26 protein-coding genes are annotated in these 23,718 nt (G+C 68.4%); 12 read left to right on the forward strand and 14 right to left on the reverse strand.

The features are described from left to right. The first annotated feature begins 183 nt into the window (after nt 1-183). Entirely contained in the window at nt 184-774 is a 591-nt protein-coding gene (locus tag ACLJRL_RS36590; RefSeq protein ID WP_410660965.1) for a papain-like cysteine protease family protein, read from the forward strand. Nucleotides 775-778: 4 nt separating this feature from the next. Next, nucleotides 779-1,534 (forward strand): hypothetical protein, encoded by a 756-nt coding sequence (locus tag ACLJRL_RS36595; RefSeq protein ID WP_410660966.1) that lies wholly within the window; start codon nt 779-781, stop codon nt 1,532-1,534. A gap of 48 nt (nt 1,535-1,582) precedes the next feature. Here ACLJRL_RS36595 and ACLJRL_RS36600 read toward each other — a convergent pair whose 3' ends face one another. From ACLJRL_RS36600 to ACLJRL_RS36610, 3 genes are read right to left on the reverse strand one after another with little or no spacing between them, the layout of a single operon-like run. Next, nucleotides 1,583-3,064, reverse strand: a complete 1,482-nt coding sequence (locus tag ACLJRL_RS36600) for a flavin-containing monooxygenase (RefSeq protein ID WP_410660967.1) — start codon at nt 3,062-3,064, stop codon at nt 1,583-1,585. After that, on the reverse strand, nt 3,061-3,909 hold the full coding sequence (locus ACLJRL_RS36605) for an SDR family oxidoreductase (RefSeq protein WP_410660968.1): 849 nt from the start codon (nt 3,907-3,909) through the stop codon (nt 3,061-3,063). The genes ACLJRL_RS36600 and ACLJRL_RS36605 overlap by 4 nt, the downstream gene beginning before the upstream one ends. Continuing rightward, entirely contained in the window at nt 3,906-4,853 is a 948-nt protein-coding gene (locus ACLJRL_RS36610; RefSeq protein ID WP_410660969.1) for a patatin-like phospholipase family protein, read from the reverse strand. The genes ACLJRL_RS36605 and ACLJRL_RS36610 overlap by 4 nt, the downstream gene beginning before the upstream one ends. A 48-nt stretch (nt 4,854-4,901) precedes the next feature. Between ACLJRL_RS36610 and ACLJRL_RS36615 the strand changes: the two genes are divergently transcribed. Then, on the forward strand, nt 4,902-5,534 hold the full coding sequence (locus tag ACLJRL_RS36615; RefSeq protein WP_410660970.1) for a TetR/AcrR family transcriptional regulator: 633 nt from the start codon (nt 4,902-4,904) through the stop codon (nt 5,532-5,534). 125 nt (nt 5,535-5,659) lie between these two features. Here the strand turns inward: ACLJRL_RS36615 and ACLJRL_RS36620 are convergent, their stop codons facing one another. After that, nucleotides 5,660-6,613 (reverse strand): helix-turn-helix transcriptional regulator, encoded by a 954-nt coding sequence (locus tag ACLJRL_RS36620; protein WP_410660971.1) that lies wholly within the window; start codon nt 6,611-6,613, stop codon nt 5,660-5,662. A 66-nt stretch (nt 6,614-6,679) separates the two neighbouring features. On the opposite strand from ACLJRL_RS36620, the gene ACLJRL_RS36625 reads away from it, so the two are divergent. The 3 genes from ACLJRL_RS36625 (at nt 6,680) to ACLJRL_RS36635 (ending at nt 9,041) form a co-directional block, all read left to right on the forward strand. Continuing rightward, nucleotides 6,680-7,477 (forward strand): alpha/beta fold hydrolase, encoded by a 798-nt coding sequence (locus ACLJRL_RS36625; RefSeq protein ID WP_410660972.1) that lies wholly within the window; start codon nt 6,680-6,682, stop codon nt 7,475-7,477. Nucleotides 7,478-7,853: 376 nt separating this feature from the next. Beyond that, on the forward strand, nt 7,854-8,261 hold the full coding sequence (locus tag ACLJRL_RS36630) for an FCD domain-containing protein (RefSeq protein ID WP_410660973.1): 408 nt from the start codon (nt 7,854-7,856) through the stop codon (nt 8,259-8,261). Between the two features lie 144 nt (nt 8,262-8,405). Next, on the forward strand, nt 8,406-9,041 hold the full coding sequence (locus ACLJRL_RS36635; RefSeq protein ID WP_410660974.1) for a cation diffusion facilitator family transporter: 636 nt from the start codon (nt 8,406-8,408) through the stop codon (nt 9,039-9,041). 341 nt (nt 9,042-9,382) lie between these two features. Here the strand turns inward: ACLJRL_RS36635 and ACLJRL_RS36640 are convergent, their stop codons facing one another. Next, nucleotides 9,383-9,715 carry a winged helix-turn-helix transcriptional regulator gene (locus tag ACLJRL_RS36640; RefSeq protein ID WP_410660975.1) on the reverse strand — a complete coding sequence of 111 codons (333 nt, stop codon included), beginning with the start codon at nt 9,713-9,715 and terminating at the stop codon, nt 9,383-9,385. Nucleotides 9,716-9,779: 64 nt separating this feature from the next. Between ACLJRL_RS36640 and ACLJRL_RS36645 the strand changes: the two genes are divergently transcribed. Then, a complete protein-coding gene (locus ACLJRL_RS36645) occupies nt 9,780-10,649 on the forward strand; it encodes an SDR family oxidoreductase (RefSeq protein WP_410660976.1) in 870 nt (289 codons plus the stop codon). Between the two features lie 111 nt (nt 10,650-10,760). On the opposite strand, the gene ACLJRL_RS36650 is transcribed toward ACLJRL_RS36645, so the two are convergent. The 6 genes from ACLJRL_RS36650 to ACLJRL_RS36675 form a co-directional block, all read right to left on the reverse strand. Next, complete coding sequence (locus ACLJRL_RS36650; RefSeq protein ID WP_410660977.1) at nt 10,761-11,264, reverse strand: hypothetical protein; 504 nt, start codon at nt 11,262-11,264, stop codon at nt 10,761-10,763. A gap of 67 nt (nt 11,265-11,331) precedes the next feature. After that, on the reverse strand, nt 11,332-12,342 hold the full coding sequence (locus ACLJRL_RS36655) for a TerC/Alx family metal homeostasis membrane protein (protein WP_410660978.1): 1,011 nt from the start codon (nt 12,340-12,342) through the stop codon (nt 11,332-11,334). Nucleotides 12,343-12,383: 41 nt separating this feature from the next. Then, complete coding sequence (locus tag ACLJRL_RS36660) at nt 12,384-13,313, reverse strand: LysR family transcriptional regulator (RefSeq protein WP_410660979.1); 930 nt, start codon at nt 13,311-13,313, stop codon at nt 12,384-12,386. Continuing rightward, complete coding sequence (locus ACLJRL_RS36665) at nt 13,310-14,491, reverse strand: glycine C-acetyltransferase (RefSeq protein ID WP_410661079.1); 1,182 nt, start codon at nt 14,489-14,491, stop codon at nt 13,310-13,312. The genes ACLJRL_RS36660 and ACLJRL_RS36665 overlap by 4 nt, the downstream gene beginning before the upstream one ends. Then, nucleotides 14,491-15,522 (reverse strand): L-threonine 3-dehydrogenase, encoded by a 1,032-nt coding sequence (gene tdh, locus ACLJRL_RS36670; RefSeq protein WP_410660980.1) that lies wholly within the window; start codon nt 15,520-15,522, stop codon nt 14,491-14,493. The genes ACLJRL_RS36665 and tdh overlap by 1 nt, the downstream gene beginning before the upstream one ends. Before the next feature lie 59 nt (nt 15,523-15,581). Continuing rightward, a complete protein-coding gene (locus tag ACLJRL_RS36675; protein WP_410660981.1) occupies nt 15,582-16,367 on the reverse strand; it encodes a TetR/AcrR family transcriptional regulator in 786 nt (261 codons plus the stop codon). Nucleotides 16,368-16,427: 60 nt separating this feature from the next. Between ACLJRL_RS36675 and ACLJRL_RS36680 the strand changes: the two genes are divergently transcribed. Next, the gene (locus ACLJRL_RS36680) at nt 16,428-17,213 is read left to right on the forward strand and encodes an ABC transporter ATP-binding protein (protein WP_410660982.1); all 786 of its coding nucleotides are present in this window, start codon (nt 16,428-16,430) and stop codon (nt 17,211-17,213) included. Then, nucleotides 17,210-17,986 carry an ABC transporter permease gene (locus tag ACLJRL_RS36685; protein WP_410660983.1) on the forward strand — a complete coding sequence of 259 codons (777 nt, stop codon included), beginning with the start codon at nt 17,210-17,212 and terminating at the stop codon, nt 17,984-17,986. Before ACLJRL_RS36680 ends, ACLJRL_RS36685 begins: the two co-directional genes overlap by 4 nt. 8 nt (nt 17,987-17,994) lie before the next feature. On the opposite strand, the gene ACLJRL_RS36690 is transcribed toward ACLJRL_RS36685, so the two are convergent. After that, nucleotides 17,995-18,693, reverse strand: a complete 699-nt coding sequence (locus tag ACLJRL_RS36690; protein ID WP_410660984.1) for a GNAT family N-acetyltransferase — start codon at nt 18,691-18,693, stop codon at nt 17,995-17,997. 59 nt (nt 18,694-18,752) lie between these two features. Further along, complete coding sequence (locus tag ACLJRL_RS36695) at nt 18,753-19,439, reverse strand: TetR/AcrR family transcriptional regulator (protein WP_410660985.1); 687 nt, start codon at nt 19,437-19,439, stop codon at nt 18,753-18,755. A gap of 109 nt (nt 19,440-19,548) precedes the next feature. Here ACLJRL_RS36695 and ACLJRL_RS36700 point away from each other — a divergent pair, with 109 nt between their 5' ends. Continuing rightward, on the forward strand, nt 19,549-20,307 hold the full coding sequence (locus tag ACLJRL_RS36700; protein ID WP_410660986.1) for a zf-HC2 domain-containing protein: 759 nt from the start codon (nt 19,549-19,551) through the stop codon (nt 20,305-20,307). Here the strand turns inward: ACLJRL_RS36700 and ACLJRL_RS36705 are convergent, their stop codons facing one another. After that, nucleotides 20,308-22,044, reverse strand: coding sequence for an ABC transporter ATP-binding protein (locus ACLJRL_RS36705; protein ID WP_410660987.1), 1,737 nt, complete (start codon nt 22,042-22,044; stop codon nt 20,308-20,310). 75 nt (nt 22,045-22,119) lie between these two features. Here ACLJRL_RS36705 and ACLJRL_RS36710 point away from each other — a divergent pair, with 75 nt between their 5' ends. Beyond that, the gene (locus ACLJRL_RS36710; protein ID WP_410660988.1) at nt 22,120-22,701 is read left to right on the forward strand and encodes a TetR/AcrR family transcriptional regulator; all 582 of its coding nucleotides are present in this window, start codon (nt 22,120-22,122) and stop codon (nt 22,699-22,701) included. A gap of 54 nt (nt 22,702-22,755) precedes the next feature. Continuing rightward, nucleotides 22,756-23,670: a CPBP family intramembrane glutamic endopeptidase gene (locus ACLJRL_RS36715; protein ID WP_410660989.1), complete on the forward strand. Its 915-nt coding sequence runs from the start codon at nt 22,756-22,758 to the stop codon at nt 23,668-23,670. Nucleotides 23,671-23,718: the final 48 nt, after the last annotated feature.

Raw genomic sequence — 23,718 nt, forward strand, 5'->3', positions numbered from 1 at the left:
AGAGGTGCCACCAGAGGGTGAATCTCAGTCCATTCACAGTGCCCCACAGTCACATCTTTACCGCAATCGTCATCCGCTCGTGCCGGGTGGCCACCCAGTCGGGTAGCCGGATTTCTTTGTCTCTTCCAGGTCGCCCTCAGCGCGTGCTTTCGCCTCGACCATCCAGTTAGGAGCGTTCCGACGGTGAAGACCTCACTCAGGCGCGGGCTGGCCACGGCCTTCGCCGGTGTCGCCGCGCTGGTCGCCTTGCAGGCGCCCGCCGCAGCGGTGCCCGCGACGACGGCCGCCACGCAGATCCCGATCAAGATGCAGGCCCAGGAGAAGAGCAACTGGTGCTGGGACGCCAGCGGAAACACCATCGCCGCCTACTACGGGCATTCCCTCTCCCAGACGAAGTTCTGCCAGATCGCGCACAACGAGTCCGGTTCGACCTGTGCGAACAACCAGGGCTACCTGAGCGATCAGCAGCGTGTGTTCCGCTGGCTCGGCTTCAGCAACGTGGGCAGCTACAACTCCTCCGGCCAGACGCTGACCTTCGCCGGGATCAAGGGCCAGGTCGACGCCGGGCAGCCGATCGGCACCCGGATCGGCTGGCGCAACGGCGGTGGCCACATGCATGTGCTCTACGGCTACGACAACTCCGGCGGCGCCACGACCGTCTACTACGGCGACCCGTGGGGATCGAGCCCGCGCTACAACCAGATGAGCTACAGCGCCTACAAGTCCAACAACTCGTTCGCCTGGACCCACACCGTCTACGGGATCAAGGACTGAAACCATGAAGCGGACCTTCTTCGGCGCCACGATCCTGGCCATCGGACTGGCGCTCACCCTCGGTTCCGGACAGGCGTCCGCGGCCGACGCCCCGAGCGGCGCGCCCACCGCCGCCGACCTCGCCACGGTGTCCACAGTGGTCACCAGTGACGCGACCACCCAGCGGCTCGCCAAGGCCGCGTTCCCGGGCACCGCCAAGGCCGACACGGCCATCGCGGCCCGAACCGCCAAGGCCGACCCGCGCACTCCGGTGGCGGTCTACCAGCCGACGGCGGCCTTCCTCGCCGGAACCTCCGGCACGACCGCCGAACTCGCCTACGTCGCCGTTCCCGCCACCCTGGGCAACGGGACCGCGGCGACCGTGTGGACCCAGCGCGAAGGCGCGGGTTGGTCGGTGTTCAACGTCGCCTCGGGAGACGTCGAGAAGCGCTTCGCCACGCAGACCGGCAAGGGCTACCTCCTGACCGAACCACAGGCCGGCGCCTGGTACGCCGTGGACGGCGACACTGTGACCGTCCTCGACGGATCCACGGTCGCGAAGACCGGTGAGAAGATGACTCTCGCCGCCTATCGCGAAGCCCTGCAGAGCCGCTACGGCGACAAACTGCCGGGCTCGACCTACGACCGCACCGGTGCCGCCGGCGGTTACGGTGCTTCCCCGGTGAGCGACACCTCGCTGCCGTGGTGGCCGTACGCGATCGGCGCCGTCTTCCTCGCCGCGGCCGCGGCGGCCGTCACCTTGCGACTCCGCAAGCAGTAGGGACCCTCAGGCGGAGTGCCGGGATCGCGCGGGATCCCGGCACTCCGCCTAGGCGAACGTGTAGTCCTCGAGGGGGAAGCTCCCCGCCTCCCGGATGGCGCTCAGCGTCGACGACGGGCGCAGCAGGGTCGCTTCCCCGTGGGGATTGAAGTAGTAGCTGTTCGCCGGAGCGCAGTTGCCGAGCGCGAAGACCGAGTCCTCGATCCGTTCGGTCATCCGCGCGAGGAAGGCGTCGTTGGCCTCCTGGGTGACCTCGAAATCGGTCGCCCCTCGCCGTCGCATCGCACCGAAGAGGCGGTCCATATGCCGCATCTGGGTTTCGATGGTGGTGAAGTACGAAAGTCCCGAGTAGGAGTAGGGACTGTTGAGCGAGACGAAGTTGGGGAACTTCGGGACCGCGACGCCTTCGTAGGCCTGGAAGCGGTTCTCCCGCCACCACTTCCCGAGGTTCCGCCCGCCGCGGCCGAGGATCTCGATCGCCGGGAAGTTGGCCTCCCACAGGTCAAATCCCGTGGCCAGCACCAGAACGTCGGTATCCCGCCGCCTGCCGTCGGCGGTGACGATCCCGGTCTCGTCGATCCGCGCGATGGACGTCGTCTCCAGGTGCACGTGGTCCCGGGTGAACGCCGGGTAGTACTCGTTGGAGAACGTCGGGCGCTTGCAGCCGAACGAATACCGCGGCGTCAATTCCTCGCGCAACCCGGGATCGCGCACCTGACGGCGGAGATGTGCCTGGCACCAAAGCTTTCCGAGCCGGTTCGCCAGCGGAAGCTGCTTGTAGTGCAGCACTCCGGAGACCATCATCAGTTCCAGGATCGCGGTCCCGGTCAGCCGGGCGATCCGCTGGGTGAGCGGAACGGCGGCGAACGCGCGACGGACGGCCTTGGGCACCGGGAAGTCCAGTTTGGGGCTCACCCAGATCGGCGTCCGCTGGTACACCGAGAGTTCACTGGCGATCTTCGCGATTTCGGGGACCAGCTGGACCGCGGTCGCGCCGGTGCCGATCACCGCCGCCCGTTTGCCGGCGAGGTCGTAGCCGTCGTCCCAGGCCGTGGTGTGGATGACCTTGCCGCCGAACGTCTCGATCCCGGCGATATCGGGTTTCTTGGGCTGGGAAAGGAATCCCGTCGCGGTGAGGAGGTACTTCGCGGTGACCGGCTCGCCATCGGCCCTGGACACCGTCCAGTGGGCGTTCGTTTCGTCCCACACCGCGCCGGTGACGACGGTGCCGAACCGCATGTAGCGCCGCAGCCGGTACTTGTCGGCGACGTGCTCGGCGTACCGCTTCAGTTCCGCGCCCGGGGCGAACAGCCGCGACCAGTGCGGATTGGGCTCGAACGAGTACGAATAGGTGGCCGACGGGATGTCGACGGCCAGCCCGGGATAGCGGTTCACATGCCAGGTTCCGCCGAGATCGGACTCGCGGTCGAGGATCAGCAGGTTGTCGTAGCCGAGCCGGTTCAGCTGGATCGCCGCGCCCATACCGCCGAAGCCCGCACCGACGATGACGGCGTCGTACTGCGCGTTCATACGTTTTCCTCTCGCTGGGTGTCCTGGTCGAGGCGGTCGCGGTAGCCCGCCCGCTCCGGTGTGTCGGGGCGCAGGGCGCGGTCGTCCCGCATCAGGCGGCGGAACCCGTTGAGGACGGGTTCGGGCAGCACTTGCGCTACCTGGGCGAGCGCGCCGACGTAGCCGGGGACGGAGATCTCGGCGGCGCGAGTGCGGACGGAATCCACGACGGCGTCGGCGATCCGCTCCGGTTTCACCTTCGGGATGGGCCGCATGTCCAGCCCGGACGCGAGCGCGGTGTCGACCGCCGACGGCAGCACGGCGGAAACGCTGACGCCGTGCGGCGCGTACTCCAGCCGGGTCGCGGCGGTCAGCCCGACCACGGCGAACTTGCTGGCGTTGTAGATCGCCAGCCCTTTGACGGGGAACTTCCCGGCCAGCGACGCGACGTTGACGACATGCCCTCGTCCGCGTTCCAGCATTCCCGGCAGCGCGAACCGCATGCCGTGGACGACGCCGAACAAGTTGACCTCCATGGTCGCCCGGTTCAGCTCGTCGGAGAGGTCGAGGAAGCCGCCGTTGGGCATGATGCCGGCGTTGTTGACCAGCACCGCGAGCGGCCCGTTCGCCTGTTCGGCGTCACGGAGGAAAGCGGCGAACGAAGCGGGATCGGCGACGTCGAGCGGGTGCGCGGTACCGCCGATGTCGGCGGCGGTACGTTTGGCGGCCTCGAGATCGAGGTCGCCGATGGACACGCGCGCGCCGCGGGCGGCCATGCGCTCCGCCGTCGCGCGGCCGATGCCCTGTCCCGCACCGGTGATCGCCACGTGGGCCCCGTCGAGGCCGAGGGCCGGGTACTTGCTCATGCGCGCACTCCCTCTCGTTCGAAGGCGTCGGCGACCAGGGCCGGTGCCGTGTTGATCGCGGTGGCGAGCACGTGCTCCCGCCGCCGTTCGTCCATGAAGTTCGCGCCCATGGCGGCGAGATCGGCCGGTCCCGGTTCGATCCGGACCACCCGTACACCCGCCGCGCGCAGCTTGCGCGCCTCGTCGTCGACGCGCCGGGTCATCGCGGTGCGCAGCAGGCGTTCCAGCCTCGTCAGACCCTTGGCCGGAGCGCCGCCTTCGCTACTCATGGGTGCGATCACGACGACTTCGCCGACGTCGTGTCCGAGGAGCAGGTCGGCCGAGGTCGGGGAAACCGTTCCCCCGTCGAGCAAGGGCCGTCCGTCCACAACGGACGGCGGAAACCAGCCGGGGATCGCCCAGGAGGCGGCGATCGCCTCGCCGAGCCGGGCGTCAGGAGCGCCTGGAGAGCCGAGCGCGACCCGCTTCCCCACCGGATCGGTGGCCACGAGCCAGGTCGCGGGATGCGGGACCCAGCCGTCGGGCGCCAACGCGTCCCCGAGGTCGCGGAGCCAGCCGGCGTCCCCTCGGCCCCGCGGGAGCAGCCCCGCGATGCCGGCCAGGCGATCGACGTCGCCGTTGAGCGCCGCTCGAACGAGCTTGGCGGCGGGCCACCGCGGGGAGGGCACCGGCGGGAAACGTCCCGGTGACCGCCGGACGTGCGCGGCGACCACGGGATCGCCATCGGACGTCCCGGTCAGGGCGCCGAGGATCGCCTTCGCCGGGATCCCCGCCCCGAGCATCGCCACCGCTTCGGCCCCGGCGGAGGTCCCGACCAGGACGTCCGCCGTGCGCGGGTCCCAGCCGGCCCGGGTGTGCAGCGCGTCGAGGACGGCGGCGGTCCAGGCGAACCCGAGGGTGCCGCCGCAGCCGAGCACCAGCGACCTTCCGGAATGACGTGTCATTTTCGGAACCGTATGTCATTTGTACGCCCGAGGCAATAAGCTGACGGCATGACGACGGAGACCCCGGTCAGCAGGGCCACACGAAAGAAGCAGGAACTACGGCGCGAGATCGTGGAGACCGCGTTCGACTGCTTCGCCGAACGCGGCTACCACGCGACCGGTATCGCCGACATCGCCGCACGTCTGGGCATCGGGCACGGCACCTTCTACCGGTACTTCCAGAACAAGCGGGACATCGTCGACCACGTCATCACCGACCTGGTCGAGAAGGTGGTCGCCTCACTGGCCGCGGACAACGCCCCGGACGCGGTCAACAGCCTGGCCGAGTACCGCAAGCAGAGCGCGCGGATCGGCGACGCGCTCGCCGGGATCTTCGGCAGCGACCCCCGGATGGCCCGGTTCCTCCTGCTCGAAGCGGCGGGTATCGACGCCGAGATGCGGGAACGGGTGCTGGATTTCTTCGAGACCGCCGCGCAGCTGACCGCGGGCTATCTGCACCACGGGGTGCGGCTGGGTTACCTGCACGAGGATCTGGACGTCGAGGCCACCGCAGGCGCGATCAACGGGATGATCCTCGCGTCGATCCTCGCCGGGCTGCGCGATCCGTCCCCACAGGCGCAGGCGGCGATGAGCCGGGCCGTCCGCCGTGTCATGTACGACGGGATCGCCACGCGCACCTGAACCGCGACGCGCCAGCAGGCGGGGTCCGGACCGTACTGGCTTGTCGCCTCCCTATCGAACTCGGCGACGATCCGGGGGTCTACCGACCAAAACGCAGACTTGCACCGACCAAAACGCAGGGTCCCTCAACGGTTACGCAAAGTATGACTGGGTGTCTCGCCGAAGGTCGCCCGGTACTGCGCGCTGAACCGGCTACCGTCGGCGAAACCCCACTTGGACGCGATCCCGGTGACCGTCTCGCCCGCGCCGGGATCGGCGTCGAGCAGCTCGGCCCGGACCCGGTCCAGCCGCACGCGGCGCAGGTACGCCATCGGAGTGGTGTCCAGGTGCCGCCGGAACGCGAGTTGCAACGCGCGCACCGAGACCCGGCAGGCGCGGGCAATGTCGGCCACGCCGAGGTCGAGGTCCGGGTTCGACTCCAGGAAGGCGATCCCGCGACGCACCGTGTCCGGTACCGCGTCCCGGCGGTCGCACAGCTGGGCGTCACCGGTGCCGGTGGTGAAGGTGTCCAGCGCCATCGCCGCCATCAACCGTCCGGCCACACCGAGCACCAGCGGCCCGTGCACCACCTCCGGTTCGGCGAACAACCCGGTGACGTAGTCGACCGTCTGCCGCCAGCGCCGCGCCCGCACCGGCTCGACCGGCAGGTAACGCAACCGCTCGATCGCGCTACCGTCCTGCGCCGGATCGACCCCGGCGAACAGCGCCAGGTCGATACTGGTGATCTGGAGGCGGGCGCCGTGCAGACCGGTCCGGTAGTCATGGTCGGGGTGCACGGCGACGAACACGTCGCCCGGGATCAACCTGCGCTCGCCGGTGACGTCTTCGATGTCCATCGCCCCGCCCAAGACGCGCAGGAGCACCACGCTGCCGAGCGGCTGGACGACGACGTCCGTGGTCAGCGTGTTGTGCAGCAGGTCGAACTGCACTTCGCCGACGTCGCAACGTCGGTGTTCGAAGCGATAGTTCTCGACGGCGCCCCGCACCCGAAGCCGGTTGTCGCGGTACGCCTCGGCGATCAGGGCGCGCGCCTGTTCCGGGTCCGTGGTCGCGAATTCCGTGAGCGTCGGCTCGTGCACCGGCTCTGCCTCTTTCCCTTCACCTGCCTACAATCACGATCACTCATGTGAGCGAACAGGAGAAGTATGACGGCGCTCCCCCGCACCGGCCACGCTATCGCCGCCGACGGCACCCGGTTGGCCTACCAGTGGCGAGGCACGGGCAGTCCGCTCGTCCTGTTGTCGGGGCAGGCGAACGATCACACGTGGTGGAACCGCACCCGCGACGACTTCGCCGGCACGCTCACGATGGACTACCGCGGCACCGGGGACAGCGGATCACCCGAGGTTCCGTACTCCACAACAGTTTTCGCGGACGACGTGATCGCGATACTCGACGACCTCGACATCCCCGAGGCCGACGTCTACGGAACCTCCATGGGCGGACGCGTCGCACAATGGGTCGCCGCGAAATACCCAGACAGGGTACGACGTCTCATCCTCGGCTGCACCTCACCCGGCGGTGAGCACGGCATCGAGCGGACCAACGACGTCCGGCTCGCCCTCGCCCGGAGGACGTCGATCGAGGCGCGGGAAGCGTTGCAGGACATGATGTACACGCCGTCATGGCGCGCGGCGAACCCCGGACCGTACACCGTTCTCGGTGCCCACGGCATGCTTCCGCACGCGGTGCGCGGACACCTCGTGGCGAGCAACACCCACGACGCCTGGGACGCGCTGCCCACGATCACCGCACCCACTTTGGTCCTCCACGGGGATGATGACGTGCTCGCACCGCCGACGAACGCGCCTCTGCTGGCGGAACGGATTCCGGATGCCCGGGTGCGCTTGTTCGCCGGAGCTCGGCATGCGTACTTCGACGAGTGCCGTCCTGAGTCGAGCGCGGCGGTCAAGGAGTTCCTTGAGGATCCTTCTCACGGTTGATCTCTATTCTCGTTGCGGCACAACACATTCCGATTCTTGTCGGTGGGTCGTTGTAGGTTCGTTCCGTGGCTACTTCCGGGGCCGATGTCTTGGTCGCGCTCAAGGACATGACCGATCCGGCACAGCTGGACGGCGTTTGCAGTGGTCCCAGGACACGGGTGCATCCTGTCCTTCGATCTCAGACGCGACAAACCACGAGTGATCAAGCAGTGCTTCTTGCTCATGACTACCTGGCGACTGCTCGTGACGCCATCACTGTGGAGCGTCTGAAACCAGCTGTTGACGCAGGGGTTCACGAGGCCGTCAAAAGCCTGGAGGAGAAAGGGCTTGCCCTGGCTCGCCAAGGCTCGGGGACAACGGTCACCGAGGAGGACGGATGGATACTCCTCGACCCGATCGTGCTCGCGGCGGTCGTGCGGCACGACACCCAGTTGACGTTGCTCGATCAACTGGTGGATGTCCGCGCCTGCCTCGAAGCGCCCATGGCCGCGCAAGCGGCCCGCAACGCGACCCCACCGACATCGCCTTCCATGACCGCATCATGCGGGCCTCCGGCGACCGGCTGTCCAGGTCGATCGTGCGCACCGTGCATGCCGAAGCGCGCAAAAGCTATCGCTACTCCGGTGATCCGACGTCGACCGAGTGCCGCGTCAGCAACGACGAACACCGCGCCGTCCTCGCTCACATCAAGAAGAAGGACGAAGCCGGAGCGGAACAGGCCATGTCGCAAAACATCCTGTCGGCATGGGACCGTCGCCGCCCGAAGCACCGCTCCTCTGACTGAACGCCGATCGATCCGATGTGGACGGTCGCCGTGCCGCAGGGACGTCCCGTTGCCGGCCACCGCTATGATCACGCCGACGGTAATCGCGCCGACCACCCCGCCGACGTCGCTGGGGAATCAGAGATCGTGCCTTGAGGAGCAACTGTGGAACAGCCCAAAGCGATGCCGGACGTACGCGGCGACGCCGCGCGACGGGCCTTGGTGCTGCAGTACTTCACGATCGGCTACAACGTGGTCGAAGGCATCATCGCGATCACCGCCGGACTGGCCGCCGCATCGGTGGCGCTGGTCGGCTTCGGCGTCGACTCGGGGGTCGAGATCGTCGCCGCACTCCTGATCGCCGTCCGGCTTCGTGCCGCGATCCGGACCGGCACCGTCGACGAACGCAAGGAGTACCGCGCCCTGCGATTCGTGGCACTCACGTTCTTCGCCTTGGGCGCCTTTATTCTCTTCGAGAGCATCCGGGAAATCGTCACCGGAGCCAAGCCGGAGAAATCGTTGGTCGGCATCGTTCTCACCGGGGTCTCCATCGTCACCATGTCCTTTCTCGCCTCCGCGAAACGACGGACCGGACTGGCCATGAACTCGCGGCTCGTCGTCGCCGACGCCGCCGAAACGCGACTCTGCCTCTGGCTGAGCGTCACCACATTCCTCGGCTTAGTGGCATACGCACTGCTCGGCTGGACCTGGCTGGACGCGATAGCAGGACTGATCATCGCGCTCTTCGCCATCAACGAAGGGCGCCGCGCCTGGTCCGGCGAACTGACCTGCGACGTGTGACCACAACCTGGAATTTCCCAAGAGCAGAGTGCGCCAGTAGTACCAGAAGGCGATGAGCACGAGGATCGCGATCACGGCGTACCAGCCGGCACGGTGGAGTGAAAGCGTGTCAGTGCATCACCCGCGACACGGGTGCTGCCGAACGAGCGAAGGGTGCCGAGCGTCGTGCACCAGAAGATCACGCCTTGTCGATCATGGCCCGCAGCTCGCGGTCGACGGCGGCGGAGGCCATGTCGGTGCGGAAGCGGCCGTCATCGCGACATCTTCACTTGCCGAGCGCTGCCTGCGATTCAGGCTCCTACGATGCCTATCCCAAGGACATCCACCACTGCTGCGGGGGGTCACGGAGCGGGGGCGGGCTCCGGAATTGACATAGCCCAGGTGGCCATGGCGTCGAGGACTTCGCGGAGTCCTTCGCCGAGGGGAGTGAGCTGGTACTCGACGCGTGGCGGGATTTCAGGGTAGGCGGTGCGAGTGACGATGCCGTAAGTCTCGAACTGGCGCAGCCTGCTGGTCAGGGTGTGCGGGCTGATACCCGGCAGGGCGTCGCGCAGTTCGGTGAAACGGCGGGGGCCGTGCAGGAGTTCGCGCACGATAAGGGTGGCCCATGGCCCGTTGAGCAAGGTGAGGAACCGGGCGACACCGCACTCCGGGAGGCACGCGTTGTGGGTCACATTAAGGAGCTTATCCCATTAGTGCAGTTGATGTAACCGGTGCATCTCGTGCAGTAATAGGTGCATGACCTATGTGATCCATGGCGCCACCGGCGCCCAGGGCGCCCCTGTCGTCGCCGCTCTCACCGCCGCGGGCAAGCCCGTTGACGGGTTGACCCGCAACGCGGACGCGGTCGTTCCCGGTGCGCGGGTGGTGGCTGCCGGCTACTCGTCCGCAGAGGAATTGACCCGTGCCTACCGTGGCGCCGAGGGCGTGTTCGTCCACCTTCCCGTGACTTCGGAAGAGGACCGCCGCACCTACGCGCGCAACATCGTCGCCGCCGTCCACGCGGCCCAACCGGCCCGCGTGGTGTTCTCCACCAGCGGTTTCACCGTCGACTCCCCCGGCGATGACCGGAAGCGGGATTCCGGCGAAAGCGCGGTCTCGATACTGGCCAACGGATTGGTGGACAGTGGCGTGTCCCACGCAGTGATCGCGCCCGAATTGTTCTTCGAGAACCTGCTCATGCCCCACGTCATCGGACCGGCCCGCGAACAGGGTGTGCTGCGCTACCCGCTGCCCGCCGGCTTCCCAGTCTCCTGGGCGTCCCATTTGGACATCGCCGACGTCGCGGTCGCCCTATTCGAGCGCACAGACGTCTCCGGCGTGGTTTCGGTCGGGCAGTACCCGGCGATCACCGGACGGGAGCTGGCCGAGGCGTTCGGCGCCCGACTCGGACGAAGCGTCGCCTACCAGGCCATCACCCCGGAGGAGTTCCGCGTTTCCCTCGCGTCCTTGATCGGGGAAGGCCCGGCCGCGGACGTCGCAGACAGCTACCGGGCCATGGGGGCGCTCCCGGACCGCTCGATCATCCCCGAACGCTCCGCACAGAAACTGGTCGGCGTGACACCCCGGACCGCAAGCCAGTGGCTGGCCGACATCGGCCTGCACTGAGGTGTTCCCAGGCTTGACACCAGGCATCCGCCGGTGCGAGGTGGCTTGACCCGAGTTAGCGCCGTCCGACGTGGTAGCGGTCGGGCAGTGGCGAAGTTCTCCAGAAAGGATTCATCCTCCAGGAAGAACCCGAACACCGGAGCCTGGCGGAAATCTTAACGGTGACAGGCGGTTCGGCCCGACCGACGCGCGGTGGACAGTGCCGATGTCCTTGCTGCCGCGACCGTCGCAGTCGGGCCGGCCGTCGGACGACGACATCTGACCGAGTATCCACAGGTCGTCGAACCACGAGGGCACGCGGCCGGTGTGAGAATCGCCTTGCGCAGTAACGGTTGCGCGGTCTTCAACCGCTTGTGATAGCCGGACTGGTTCAGCACGGCCGGAAACATCGCGCCACCCGGCATCGGCGTGGATGTGCCGGATCCAGCGTCGCTCATTGTCGTAGCGCTGCAGCATCTGCGCCACGGCCATGGTGATCAGCTCACTGTCCGTCAGTCCTGGTCGCCGACCACGCCCTCGCCACTCATCAGCTCTCTCGTCGCCGAATCCCGGCAACTCCCGCAAGAAGTCGACTACTCGCGAACGTCCCGAAACCGACGGGATCGTGTAGTTCATCACAACGAGAACATCTACCAGGACGGCCTGCTGCTCGAGATCACCGAAGAGGGCGACGGCTAAGTGACTAGTCCTCGTCCTGCTGCGGGGAACGGGGAGGTGAGGCGCGCAGCGAGCCGGGATGCGCCTTCGCCGACGGGTCGTTGCGGGTCTTGATCAGGCTCGCCACGGTGACCACGATGAGGATGCCGATGATCACCGCGAGGCTGACCGGAGTCGAGATCTCGGGCACGCTCTCGTTGATGTCGACGTGGGCCCAGTGCAGGATCAGTTTGATCCCGATGAACCCGAGGATCACCGCCAGCCCGGCCGACAGGTAGACCAGCCGGTCCAGCAGGCCCTTCACGAGGAAGTACAGCGCCCGCAGGCCGAGCAGGGCGAACGCGTTGGCGGCGAAGACCAGGTACGGCTCGTCGGTGACGCCGAAGACGGCGGGGATCGAGTCCAGCGCGAACAGCAGGTCGATGCCGCCGATCGCGAGCAGCACCACCACGAGCGGCGTGCCGACGCGCTTGCCTTCGACGTGGGTGAACAGCTTGCCCCCGTCGTACTCCTTCGACAGCGGCAGCAGGCGGCGCGCTGTCCGCACCACGACGTTGTTCTCGACGTCCGGGTCCTCGTCGCGGTGCCGGAACAACTGGACCCCGGTGTAGATCAGCAGTAACCCGAACAACAGGAACATGAAGGAGAACAGCGAAAGCAGCGTGGCACCGAGCGCGATGAAGATACCGCGCATGATCAGGGCGACGACGATGCCGAAGGTGAGCACCTTGTGCTGATGCTCCTCGGGTACGGCGAAGGTGCTCATGATGATCACGAAGACGAAGAGGTTGTCGACCGACAGGCTCTTCTCCACGATGTAACCCGCGAAGTACTGCTGCCCGAAATCGCCGCCGTGCGCCAGCGTCAGCCAGACGCCGAACGCCACGGCCACCAGGATGTAGCCGACCGACCAGGCCACCGCTTCGGCGAACCCGACCTTGTGCGGGCGCACGGCCGCGAGGATGAGGTCGAGTGCCAGCAGCGCGAGCACCAGTCCGATCGTGACGGTCCAGGTAAGGCCATCGATCTGGAGCATCCGCACCCTGTCTTTCCTCAGCCGGCCAGATGCGGCCAATCCTAAGGGCGCTTCTTCCGGCCCGCATTCGCATGACCCGCGTTCGCAGGACTCGGCGCCGCTTCCGAAAGGGCCGCGAGGACGGTCTTGATCAGCGGGTGGTCAGCGCTTCCCCGCCGGACGGCCGCGAAGACGCGCCGCAGAGGAGGTTCGCCGCGGAGCGGGACGGCGACCGCGCCGGGTACCGCGGTGACGGCGTTGCGGGGCACCAGCGCCACTCCTTCGTCCGCGGCGACCAGGGTGGTGATCGCGTGGAAATCGTCGGAGACGTGCCGGATCTTCGGGTTGGCGCAGACGATCATCAGGACGTCGCGGCAGGGATTCCCGGGTTTCGGCGCGACCCATTCGTCGTCGGCGAGTTCGTCGATGTCCACTTCGGACGATCCGGCGAGCCGGTGCCCGGTGGGCAGCACGACGTCGAAAGGTTCGACGTACAGCGGGAAACGGGTGAGCCTGCTTTCATCCGTTCGTGGTGAGAGCCGGTACTCCTCGGTGATCGCCAGGTCGATCTCGCCGTCGAGCAGCAACGGGATGCTCGCGTGCCCCTCGACGTCCTGCACCTGCACCGAAACCCCGGGCGAACCGGCGCGCAGCGCGGCGATGGCCGGCGCCACGACCATGGTGATCGCCGAGGCGAAACTCGCCATCCGCACCAGCCCCCGGACACCCGAATCGAGCGCGGCCAGCGTCGCCTGCGCCCGTTCCAGCTCGGCGGCGACGGCGTTCGCGTGCACCACCATCAGCTCACCGGCCGGGGTCAGGGAGACCCGGCGGCCCCACCGGCGCAACAGCTGCTGGCCGCACTCGGCTTCGAGTGCGGCCAGCTGCTGGGACACCGCGGACGGCGTCAGGTGCAGCGCTCGGCCCGCCGCCGTCACGGTTCCGTGGTCGGCGAGAGCGCGCAGTACCCGCAGCCGTCGCGGATCGATCATTCGTCCATCATGGACCTTGCCGTCACGAACGCGTCCACCGCACGGTCGACGTCCTCGGTCGAATGCGCCGCCGACATCTGGGTCCGGATCCGGGCCTTACCGTGCGGCACCACCGGGTAGGAGAAACCGACCACGTAGATGCCCTGGTCGAGCAGCAGGTCCGCCATCTTGCCGGCTTTTGCCGCGTCGCCGATCATCACCGGGATGATCGGGTGCTCACCGGGCAGCAGGTCGAAACCGGCCTCGGTCATCCGCCGCCGGAACAGTTCGGTGTTGGCCCGCAGGCGGGTCAGCAGCTCACTCGACTCGCCCAGCAGTTCCAGGGTGGCGAGCGCGGCCGCGGTGATCGACGGCGCCAGCGAGTTCGAGAACAGGTAGGGCCGGGAACGCTGGCGCAGCATCTCGACGATCTCCGCGCGGCCGGAGGTGTAGCCGCCGCTCGCCCCGCCCAGTGCCTTGCCGAGGGTGCCGGTCAGCACGTCGACCTTGTCCTGCACGCCGAACAGTTCCGGCGTGCCGCGCCCGGTCGGGCCGGTGAAGCCGACGGCGTGCGAGTCGTCCACCATCACCAGCGCGTCGTAGCGCTCGGCCAGTTCGCAGATCTCGTCGAGCGGCGCGAGATAGCCGTCCATCGAGAACACGCCGTCGGTGGCGATCATCCGGTACCGCGCGCCGGACGCCTCCTTCAGCCGCTGCTCCAGGTCGGCGACGTCGCGGTTGCGGTAACGCATCCGCTTCGCCTTGCACAGCCGGACGCCGTCGATGATCGACGCGTGGTTGAGCTCGTCGGAGATGATGACGTCCTGGTCGGTCAGCAGGGTCTCGAACAGCCCGGCGTTGGCGTCGAAGCACGAGCTGTAAAGGATCGTGTCCTCAGTGCCGAGGAACTCCGAGAGCTTCGCCTCCAGTTCCTTGTGCGGCTGCTGCGTCCCGCAGATGAACCGCACCGACGCCATCCCGAAGCCCCAGCGGTCCAGGGCCTCCTGCGCGGCCTTGACCAGCACCGGGTGGTCGGCGAGGCCGAGGTAGTTGTTGGCGCAGAAGTTGAGCACGTCACCGCCGGCGACGCTGACCGAAGCCCGCTGCGGTCCCTGGATCACCCGCTCGCCCTTGTACAGCCCGGCTTCCCGGATCTCGGCGAGCCCGGCCTTGAGGTCGTCGCGCATCGCGCCGTACATCAGTTCTCCGTCCAATCCAGAATGACCTTGCCGCAGCGGCCTTCCCTGGCCGTCGCGAACGCCTTTTCGTGTTCGGTGTAGGTGAAGCGGTGAGTGATCACCGGTGAGATGTCCAGCCCCGCCTGGAGCAGGACGGACATCGAGTACCAGGTCTCGAACATCTCGCGGCCGTAGATCCCCTTGATCTGGATCATCTTCAGCACGACGGCGGCGATGTCGACCGACACGTCGGAGGCCGGGAGGCCGAGCAGCGCGACGCGGCCGCCGTGCGACATGTTCGTGATCATGTCGCGCAGCGCCTCGGGCCGTCCGCTCATCTCCATGCCGACGTCGAAGCCCTCGGCCATGCCGAGCCGCTCCTGCGCGTCGGCGATGGTCGCCGACGAAACGTCCAGGGCGAGGTCGACGCCGACCTTGCGGGCCAGTTCCAGGCGGTGCTCGCTGACATCGGTGACGACGACGTTGCGCGCGCCGGCGTGGCGGGCGATCGCGGCGGCCATGATGCCGATCGGGCCGGCGCCGGTGACCAGCACGTCCTCGCCGATGACCGGGAACGACAGCGCGGTGTGCACGGCGTTGCCCAGCGGGTCGAAGATCGCGGCGATGTCGAGGTCGACCTTGGTGCGGTGCACCCAGGCGTTCATCTCGGGCAGCACCGCGTACTGCGCGAAGGCACCGTCGACGTGCACGCCGAGGCCCTTGGTCCGGGCGCAGAGGTGACGTCGTCCGGCCTTGCAGTTGCGGCAGGTGCCGCAGACCAGGTGCCCCTCGCCGCTGACCAGGTCGCCCACCTGGACGCTGGTCACCGAGCGGCCGATCTCGACCACCTCGCCGACGAACTCGTGCCCGATGACCAGCGGCGCCGCGATGGTGCGCGCCGCCCAGTCGTCCCACGAGTCGATGTGCAGATCGGTGCCGCAGATACCGGCCCGCAGCACGCGGACGGCGACGTCGCCGGGACCGACGGCCGGGTCCGGCACGTCGGTGAGTTCAAGCCCTGGTGCTCGGTCGGCTTTGACCAATGCCTTCATGGCGCGAAGTCTGGCCCCCACGCGCTGTGCGGTCCATCGCGAGTTTCTGAAATCCCTCGTTAGCGTGGCTTCACAAGCGGCCCGGCCCGCTCGCCGATCAGCGCGGCCACTCCTTCGAGTAAGCGGGCCAATCCGAAGGCGTAGGCGTGCTCCGGATTGTGGGCTCCCTGGTGCGCTTCCCCCGCCGACTGACCAACGCGCGCCGCGAGCGGGAACCGGGCCGGATCGAAGACTTCGGCGAGCAAGGGGCCGACCTTTTCCCACCACTGCTCGTCGTTCATGCCGGTGCGGCGGACCGCGCGATCGGCTTCGATCCGACGCCGGGCGACCCCTTCGACGTGGTCGTGCACCAGCGTGATCACCGAGTCCATCTCGACGTCGGTGAGGCCGAGGCCCTCGACCACGGCGAGTTCGCGTTCGTACTTCGCGATCGATCGCGGCCCGAGCGGCGGGCGCCCGGTGAACACCTGCAGCACCCACGGATGCCGGAGACAGAGGTCCCAGTTCACCCTCGCGACCTCACGCAGGCCGTCCTCCCAGCCCTGGCCGCCGGGGTCGCCCAGGTCTTCCACCGCTTCCCCGTAGACCTTGTCGAGCATCGCTTCGAGGAGTTCCTCCCGGGAGGCGATGTAGGTGTAGAGCGACATCGTGCCCACGCCCAGCGACTCGGCGACCCGGCGCATGGACAGCGTGGCGAGATCCTGGTCGCCGTCGGCGAGCTCGACCGCGGCCGCGACCACCTGCCCGGTGGTCAACGTGTGCTTCGGACCGCGCCGCGGGAGCTTCCGGGTGCCCCACAACGTGGCGATCGTGCGGGCCGGATCGCCGCCGTTGATCTCCGTCATGGACCCAGCATAGAAGATTTACTCCGTAACCCCTACGAAGTTTGTGCTACGCTTCTCCGTATGCCATACGAAGAAGCGGCGCTCGAGGCCGTCGACCTGCGCAAGCGGTATCGGGACAAGGTGGCGTTGGACGGCTTCGACCTGCGTGTCGAAGCGGGGACGGTCTGCGGTCTGCTCGGCCCGAACGGGGCCGGGAAGACCACGGCCGTCCGGATTCTGAGCACCTTGCTGCGCCCGGACGGCGGCCAGGCGCGCGTGGCGGGGTACGACGTGCTCGCCGACCCCAAGGCGGTGCGCTACCGGATCGGCCTGGTCGGGCAGAACGCGTCGATGGACGAGATCCTCACCGGCCGCCAGAACCTCGTGCTGTTCGGCAGGCTCTCCCATCTGAAGGCCGCCGCGGCGAAACGTCGCGCGGACGAACTCCTCGAACAGTTCGGCCTGACCGAAGCGGCGGGTAAGCCCGTCGCTGCGTACTCCGGCGGAATGCGACGACGGCTGGACCTGGCCACCAGCCTGATCCTCGCCCCGCCGGTGCTGTTCCTCGACGAACCGACCACGGGACTGGATCCGCGGGCCCGCATCGAGGTCTGGGCCTCGATCAAGGATCTGGTCGGCTCCGGCACGACGGTGCTGCTGACGACCCAGTACCTGGAAGAGGCCGACCAGCTGGCCGATCAGATCGCCGTCATCGACGCCGGCCGCGTCGTGGCCGCCGGGACACCCGACGAACTCAAGGCGAAGGTCGGCCCGGACCGGGTCGAGACCATCACCCGCAAACCCACTCTCGACGAGGTCTTCCTGCACCTCACCGGACACGCCACCACCACCGAGGAGCCCGCATGACCGCGATCCTGGACGCCACCGCGCTCACCGGCCGGATCCTGCTGCACTGGCGACAGCGGCCCGGCTCGATCCTGGTCGGGTTCCTGTTCCCCGTCCTGATGGTGCTGATGTTCGGCTACCTCTTCGGCGGCGCGATGGCCGTGCCGGACGGGCGGTACCTGGACTTCCTGATTCCCGGCATGCTGGCGATGACCATGCTCTTCGGGCTGGAGGCCATGGTCGTGGCCGTCACCACCGACACCGCGAAGGGCGTCACCGAACGGATCCGCGCCATGCCGGTCAGCGCGACGGCGATCCTCGCCGGGCGCAGCGCGGCCGATCTGCTCAACGCCGTCGTCGGCCTCGCGGTCATGGTGGTGACCGGTCTGCTGGTGGGCTGGACGCCGGAACGCGGTCTGCTGCCGGCACTGGCCGCGTTCGGTCTGCTGCTCTGGTTGCGGTTCGCCTTCACCTGGGCCGGTATCTACCTCGGCCTGCTGCTGAAGACCCCGGAATCGGCCGTCGCCGTGCAGATCCTGGTGTGGCCCACCGGTTTCCTCTCCAGCGCGTTCGTCTCGCCCGCGACCATGCCGGACTGGCTCGGCGCCATCGGGACCTGGAATCCGTTGTCCGCCACCGCGACGGCGATCCGGGAGCTGTTCGGCAACCCCACCTGGGGCGCGACCGACTGGGCCGGCACGCATTCCGTGGCGCTCGCCCTGATCTGGCCCGCCGTGCTCACGGCGATCTTCCTGCCGCTCGCGGCCAGGCAGTACCGCGCGCTGGGCCGGTGAGCCGGGCGTCAAACCCGTTGCACGGCCGCGACGGAACCGGGAACGCGGACCGAGAGGAAGTCCGGACGCGGTACGACTTCGAACCCGATCGACCGGTAGAGGCGGATCGCCGAGGTGTTGGTCGCCGCCGCGTGCATCATCGGCTGCTCGCCGCGGGCGCGAATACCCGCCGCCACCGCGCGGATCAGCCGCGTCGCGAGCCCGTGGCCGCGGTAGGCCGGGTCGGTGCAGACGGCGCTGATCTCGGTCCAGCCAGGTGGGTGCAGCCGCTCCCCTGCCATCGCGACGAGCGCGCCGCCGCGCCGGATTCCGAGGTAGGTCCCCAATTCGATGGTCCGCTGCCGGAACGGACCCGGCCGGGTCCGCTCGACGAGGTCCAGCATCTCCGGGACGTCCGCCGGGCCGAGCCGGACGGCCTCGGGGTCCTCGGCTGCCTCGAGCCCGACATCGACGAGACGGACTCCGGCGATCCTGCCGAGGACCTCCCAGTCCCCGGGGAGGGGCACGGCGGTGTGGACGGTGACCTCCTCACCCGGACCGGCGAGCGCCGCGACGTCGTCCCACACCCTTTCGTCGGGTTCGGGCGGCAGCGCGAAGAACGGGGCGACATCGACCGGATACCGCAGCACCTGCCCTAAACGTTCGGCGAAGTGCGCGTGCGGACCGGTCAGCGATGCCCATGCGGGATCGTCGAGAGGCGTGGCCATGCAGGCACCGACGCCGTCCGGCGATCTTTCATTCCCGCTCCCACATCCTGAACGGTCCGCTAGCCGCCCGGCACGAGCAGGGGCGCGTGCGGGTCGAGTTCGATCCCGCCCGCCCGGAGCGCGTCGTCGAGGATCCGCCAGATCCAGTGCACCAGCAGACCCGCCAGTTCCGGGAGGTCGATGCCGCGCGGGTTGTCCAGCCACCGCGCGGCGCTGGTGTCGACCAGCCCGACGAGCCCGAAGGCGAGCGGCTCCGAGATGCGGACGTCCAGTTCGAAGGTTTCGAGGTAGTGCTCGATCAGGAGCGTGAGCTGCTGCGCGATCACCGTTTTGACGTCGGTGACGGCGTCGCCGCCGTCGCGCCGTCCCGCGTAGGCGTGCCGGGTCAGGAAGCGGTAGAGGTTGCCGTGTTCGGCGAGCCAGCCGGTGTGGGCGCCCACCGCGACGGTGATCATCTGCATCGGCGTGCCGCTCGGGTCCCAGAGCGGGGCCAGTTCGGCCGTGATGAGGTCGGTCGCGCGGTGGGCGATCGCGCGCTGCAGATCGGCGGCGTCGTCGAAGTGCTTGTAGACGCGGGTTCTCGCCACCCCCGCCTCGTCGGCGATCTGTTCGGTGGAGACCTCCGGTCCATGCTCGGCGATCGCGCGCAGCGCCGCGTCGACGAATTCCCGCCGACGGCGTTCCCGCTGACCAGCCCAGCGCGCCGCCCGGCCGTCCGGCCGGGGAGCGTCGGCTTCTGGTGTCATCCCCCAGACTTTATCGGCAGCCATCTAGCAGGTACACTACCGTACTCGTTACTTTAGGCATCACAATGTCACCGAGAGTGTTCGGATCGGTCGATCCGGGAGACCCACGATGAGCGATGACGTCGAGACACCTGCGTCAGACGCCGTGCTGCTCGACGCCCTTCGCGACGGCGACATCGAGGCGGGCGAACAGCTGTTCCGCCGGCACGCCGAGCCACTGCGCAGGATCGCGGCGGGCTGGCTCGCCCAGCCCGCCGAACGGGACGACCTCGTGGCCGAGGCCTTCGTGCGCGTCCTGAGCATCATCCGCGCCGGCGGTGGACCTCGCGAAAACCTCCGCCCCTACCTCGCGGTCACGATGCGGAACCTCGTGGCGAAGTGGAGCCACCACCACAACCGGGTCGAGCTGTACGGCACCACCCCGGCGACCGAGGAACCCGCCGGGACCGCCGGCGCGGAAGAGCTCTTCATCCTCCGGTCGAACGCCCGGCTGGCGTGGCTGGCGTACTGCGCGCTGCCCGGCCGGTGGCGGACGGTGCTGTGGCGGACCGAAGCCGAGGGCGACTCGCCGAAGGTGGTGGCGCCCCTGCTGGGAGTGACTCCCAACGGAGCCTCCGTCCTGGCCCTGCGAGCTCGCGAAGGGCTGCGCCAGGCCTTCCTTCAAGCGCAGGTCCCCGAAGCGGGAACACCCTGCTGCCGCGAAGCCAGGCACCGGATGGGCGCCTGGCTCCGCGGCGGGGTGCCGGACCGGCGAGCGAACCAGATCACCGCGCATCTCGCGGGCTGCGAACCCTGCCGGACCGTCGCCACCCGGCTCGACGAGGTCAACCGGGAGCTTCCGCCGGGAGCCCGCGCCGCCGCTGGATGATCAGCCGGGGACCGGAGCGCTCTCCCCCGCGATCCTCAAGGCCTCCACCAATTCGCGGTACAGCGTGTCGGTGGCGAGCAGGTGCTCGTGACTGCCACTGGCCCGCACCTGTCCGTCCTCCATCACCACGATCGTGTCCGCGTCGATCACCGTCGACAGCCGGTGCGCCACCGTCACCACAGCACCTTCACGGGCCCGCCGCCGGATGCAGTCGTGGATCGCGCTTTCGGTCCGGCCGTCGACCTGCGCGGTCGCCTCGTCGAGCAGCACCACGTCCGGCGTCCGCAGGATCGCCCTGGCCAGCGCGATCCGCTGCCGCTCGCCACCGGAGACCGAGGTCGACGACAGCGGCGTGTCCAGACCGTCGTCGAGCGCGGCGATCTTGTCGGCGAGCCGCACTTCGCCGAGCGCGTGCAGCATCTCCTCCTCAGTCGCGTCCGGATGGGTGAAGCGCAGGTTGTCCCGGATCGTCCCCGGCACGATCGGCGTCTCCTGCTCGACGTAGGCGAGCCGCGCCCGGACCGAGGCGTACGGCAGGTCCGCGTACGGCCGCCCGTCCAGCAGCAACATCCCCGAGGACGGCTGCACGAACCGCATGATCAGCGACAGCATCGTGGTCTTGCCCGCGCCGGACGGCCCGACGATCGCGGTGTGCCCGCGCCTCGGGATCGCCAGCGACACGGCACGCACCGCCGGTTCCCCTCCGTAACCCGCGGTCACGTCGCGCAGTTCGAGCACCGGGCCGGCCTGATCACCCGGCGCGGCGGGCGAGGACACCCTGTCCTCCTCGACCTCCAGGGCGTCCATCTCCCGGATGCGCCCGGCCGCGGCGACGCCCGCCTGCAGCGCGGTCATGTTCTGGCTCAGTTCGGTGATCGGCTCCATCAGCGCGAACGCGTAGAGCAGGAACGCGATCAGGCTCGACACTTCGAGCAGGCCGGCGCCGACGCGCCAGGCACCGAGCCCGAGGATCACCAGGATCGCGAGCTGGATGCCGGACCACGCCACCACCCACGCGATGGCCTCCCGCCGCACGGCTCGGACGCCGTGCCCGGTGGCCGCCCGCGCTTCCAGGAGAATCCGCTCGGACTGCCGATCCTCGGCGCGGCTCGCCTTCACCGTGCGGATCGCGCGCAGCGCGCCCTCCAGCACCCCGCCGAGCTTGCCCACCCGGTCCTGCGCCTTTTCCTGCTCCTTGGCGATTCCCGGCATCAGCCAGGCGAACAGCACGATCACTACGAGCACGGCCGCGACCGTCGTCCCGAGCAGCGCCAGGTCCAGCACGCTCATCAGCACCAGCGTGCCCGCCAGCATCACCACACCGTTGATCAGCCCGATCACGCTGGACGACGCCGCCTCCCGCAGCAGCACCGTGTCGGAGGTGACCCGGGTGATCAGTTCCCCCGCCGGCTTTTTGGTGATCGCCGGGATCGTCGCGCGGAAGAAGCGCCGCACCATCGATTCCCGCGCCTTCAGCACCACGTGTTCGCCGACCGTGCCGAGCAGGATCCACTGCCCCAGCCAGATCACCGCCCCCATCACGATCAGGCCGAGCAGCGCGAGGACCGGGCCGGCGAGCGACGCCGACGAGCCGAGCGAGTCGAGCACCCACTTCGTGACCATGGGCGTGGCGAGACCGGTGGCGGACCCGAGCAGTGCGAGCACGAGTCCGATCGCGAGCGCCCCCTTGTGCGGTCGCGCGAACGACCACAGCACCTTCAATCGCGGAGTATCCATGGTTCCCAATGGAACACTGATGTTCTAAAATCGTCAAGCGAGTTCCATATTGGTGAGCGAGTACGGTACGGGGCTATGAGTGAGGATGTGGTCACCGAGACGGGCGTCCGGGCACGGACCCGGCGCGCGATCCTGGACGCGGCCATCGAGACGCTGACGAAGCAGCCGGGCGCTTCGCTGGCCGATATCGCGGCGGCGGCGAACGTCGGGCGCACCACGGTGCACCGCTACTTCCCGGAGCGCTCCGACCTCATCGACGCCATCAGCCTGGACGCCCTCGACAAGATCTCGCAGGGCACCGAAAAGGCGCGGCTGCAGGACGGCCCGGCCCACACCGCGCTGGCGCGGCTGTGCCAGGAGTACTTCGAGTTCGGCGACGTCTTCCAGTTGCTGTTCACCATGCCGGACCTGGTCACCCGCCCGGAGTGGCAGGAGGAGAGCGACGACGACCGCGTCCTGCTGCGACTCATCGAACGCGGGCACGCCGAAGGCACGATCGACCCGGCGATGACGAAGGAATGGTTGCTGCAGCTGCTATGGAGCCTGCTCTACACGGCATGGGAGCTGGTCCGCGAGAAGACACCGAAGCACGAAGCGCTGACCTTGTGCCTGCGCAGCCTGGAAAAGGTGGTCGTGGCCGACCGAGTCCCGAAGTGAAGGGTCCTCCGAAGTGATGACGCGCATTCGCGCCACTTCGAAGATTCTTGCCGTGTGACAGAAAAGACCGACACCCGGCCGGGTGTCGCCTGGGGACTGCTCATCGGCGGGCTCGCGGTGTTCGTGGCCGCCCCCGCCCTGCTGCTGGCGACCGGGCACGACACGATCAAGCCTTCGTCCGATTCGGACAAACGGCTTTCCTTGTGGGGCGCGGTGATTCCCGCGCTGGCCGGGATGATCCTGGCTTGCGCGATCCCGCTCCACGTGCCCTCGCTGCTGCCTCGAGCGAACGACCGGGACAGGCTGAAGAGACAGGCGCTGGCCTTGGCGGCCGTGGCCTTCCTGTGGCCGCTGGCGTTGTTCCTGGTTTCCGCGATAGGCGACCAGGCACAACTGGTCCGTGACATCTGGGGACTGGCCAAGCCGATCGTGTTCCTGGTCCTGCCCTTGGTACTCCTGCGAATCCTTCGCCCCCCAGGGGAACCAGATCCGTTCCGGCTGCGGCCCGCGTGGTGGCCGCGTCACGCCTGGCAGTGGCTGGGACCGGTACCGGCGGTGCTGGCATTCGGCTGGTTGTACGTGCTGGGCCCGTTCGCCGCGCCGCTTCCCACCGCCGAGGACTATCCGGATCCGGTGTTCCTGGCCGTGGGCGCGACGCTGACCTTCTTCACCGCGAACGTGCTCGAAGAGGTCTTCTTCCGCGGCATGCTGCAGACCCGGCTGGAGGCGCTTTTCGGCCGGTGGCCCGGAATCCTGCTGGCGTCACTGCTGTTCGCCTGGCTGCACCTGCCCACCCACGCCCAGGGCACCTCGGCCTGGGCCGGGCTCCCGCTGACACTGGGCGCGATCGTGGCGTTCCAAGGGGTCTTCGGCCTGTTCACCGGCTACCTGTGGTCGCGCTACCGCACCCTGTGGGCGCCGATCGCCGCGCATACCGCGATGAACACCTTCCCGCTGCTCCTGATGTGACAACGACCACGACGGCGGTGGCCGGTCTTCCCCACGGGAAAGACCGGC

It is taken from the genome of Amycolatopsis sp. lyj-112, from assembly GCF_046549055.1.
Lineage (GTDB): Bacteria > Actinomycetota > Actinomycetes > Mycobacteriales > Pseudonocardiaceae > Amycolatopsis.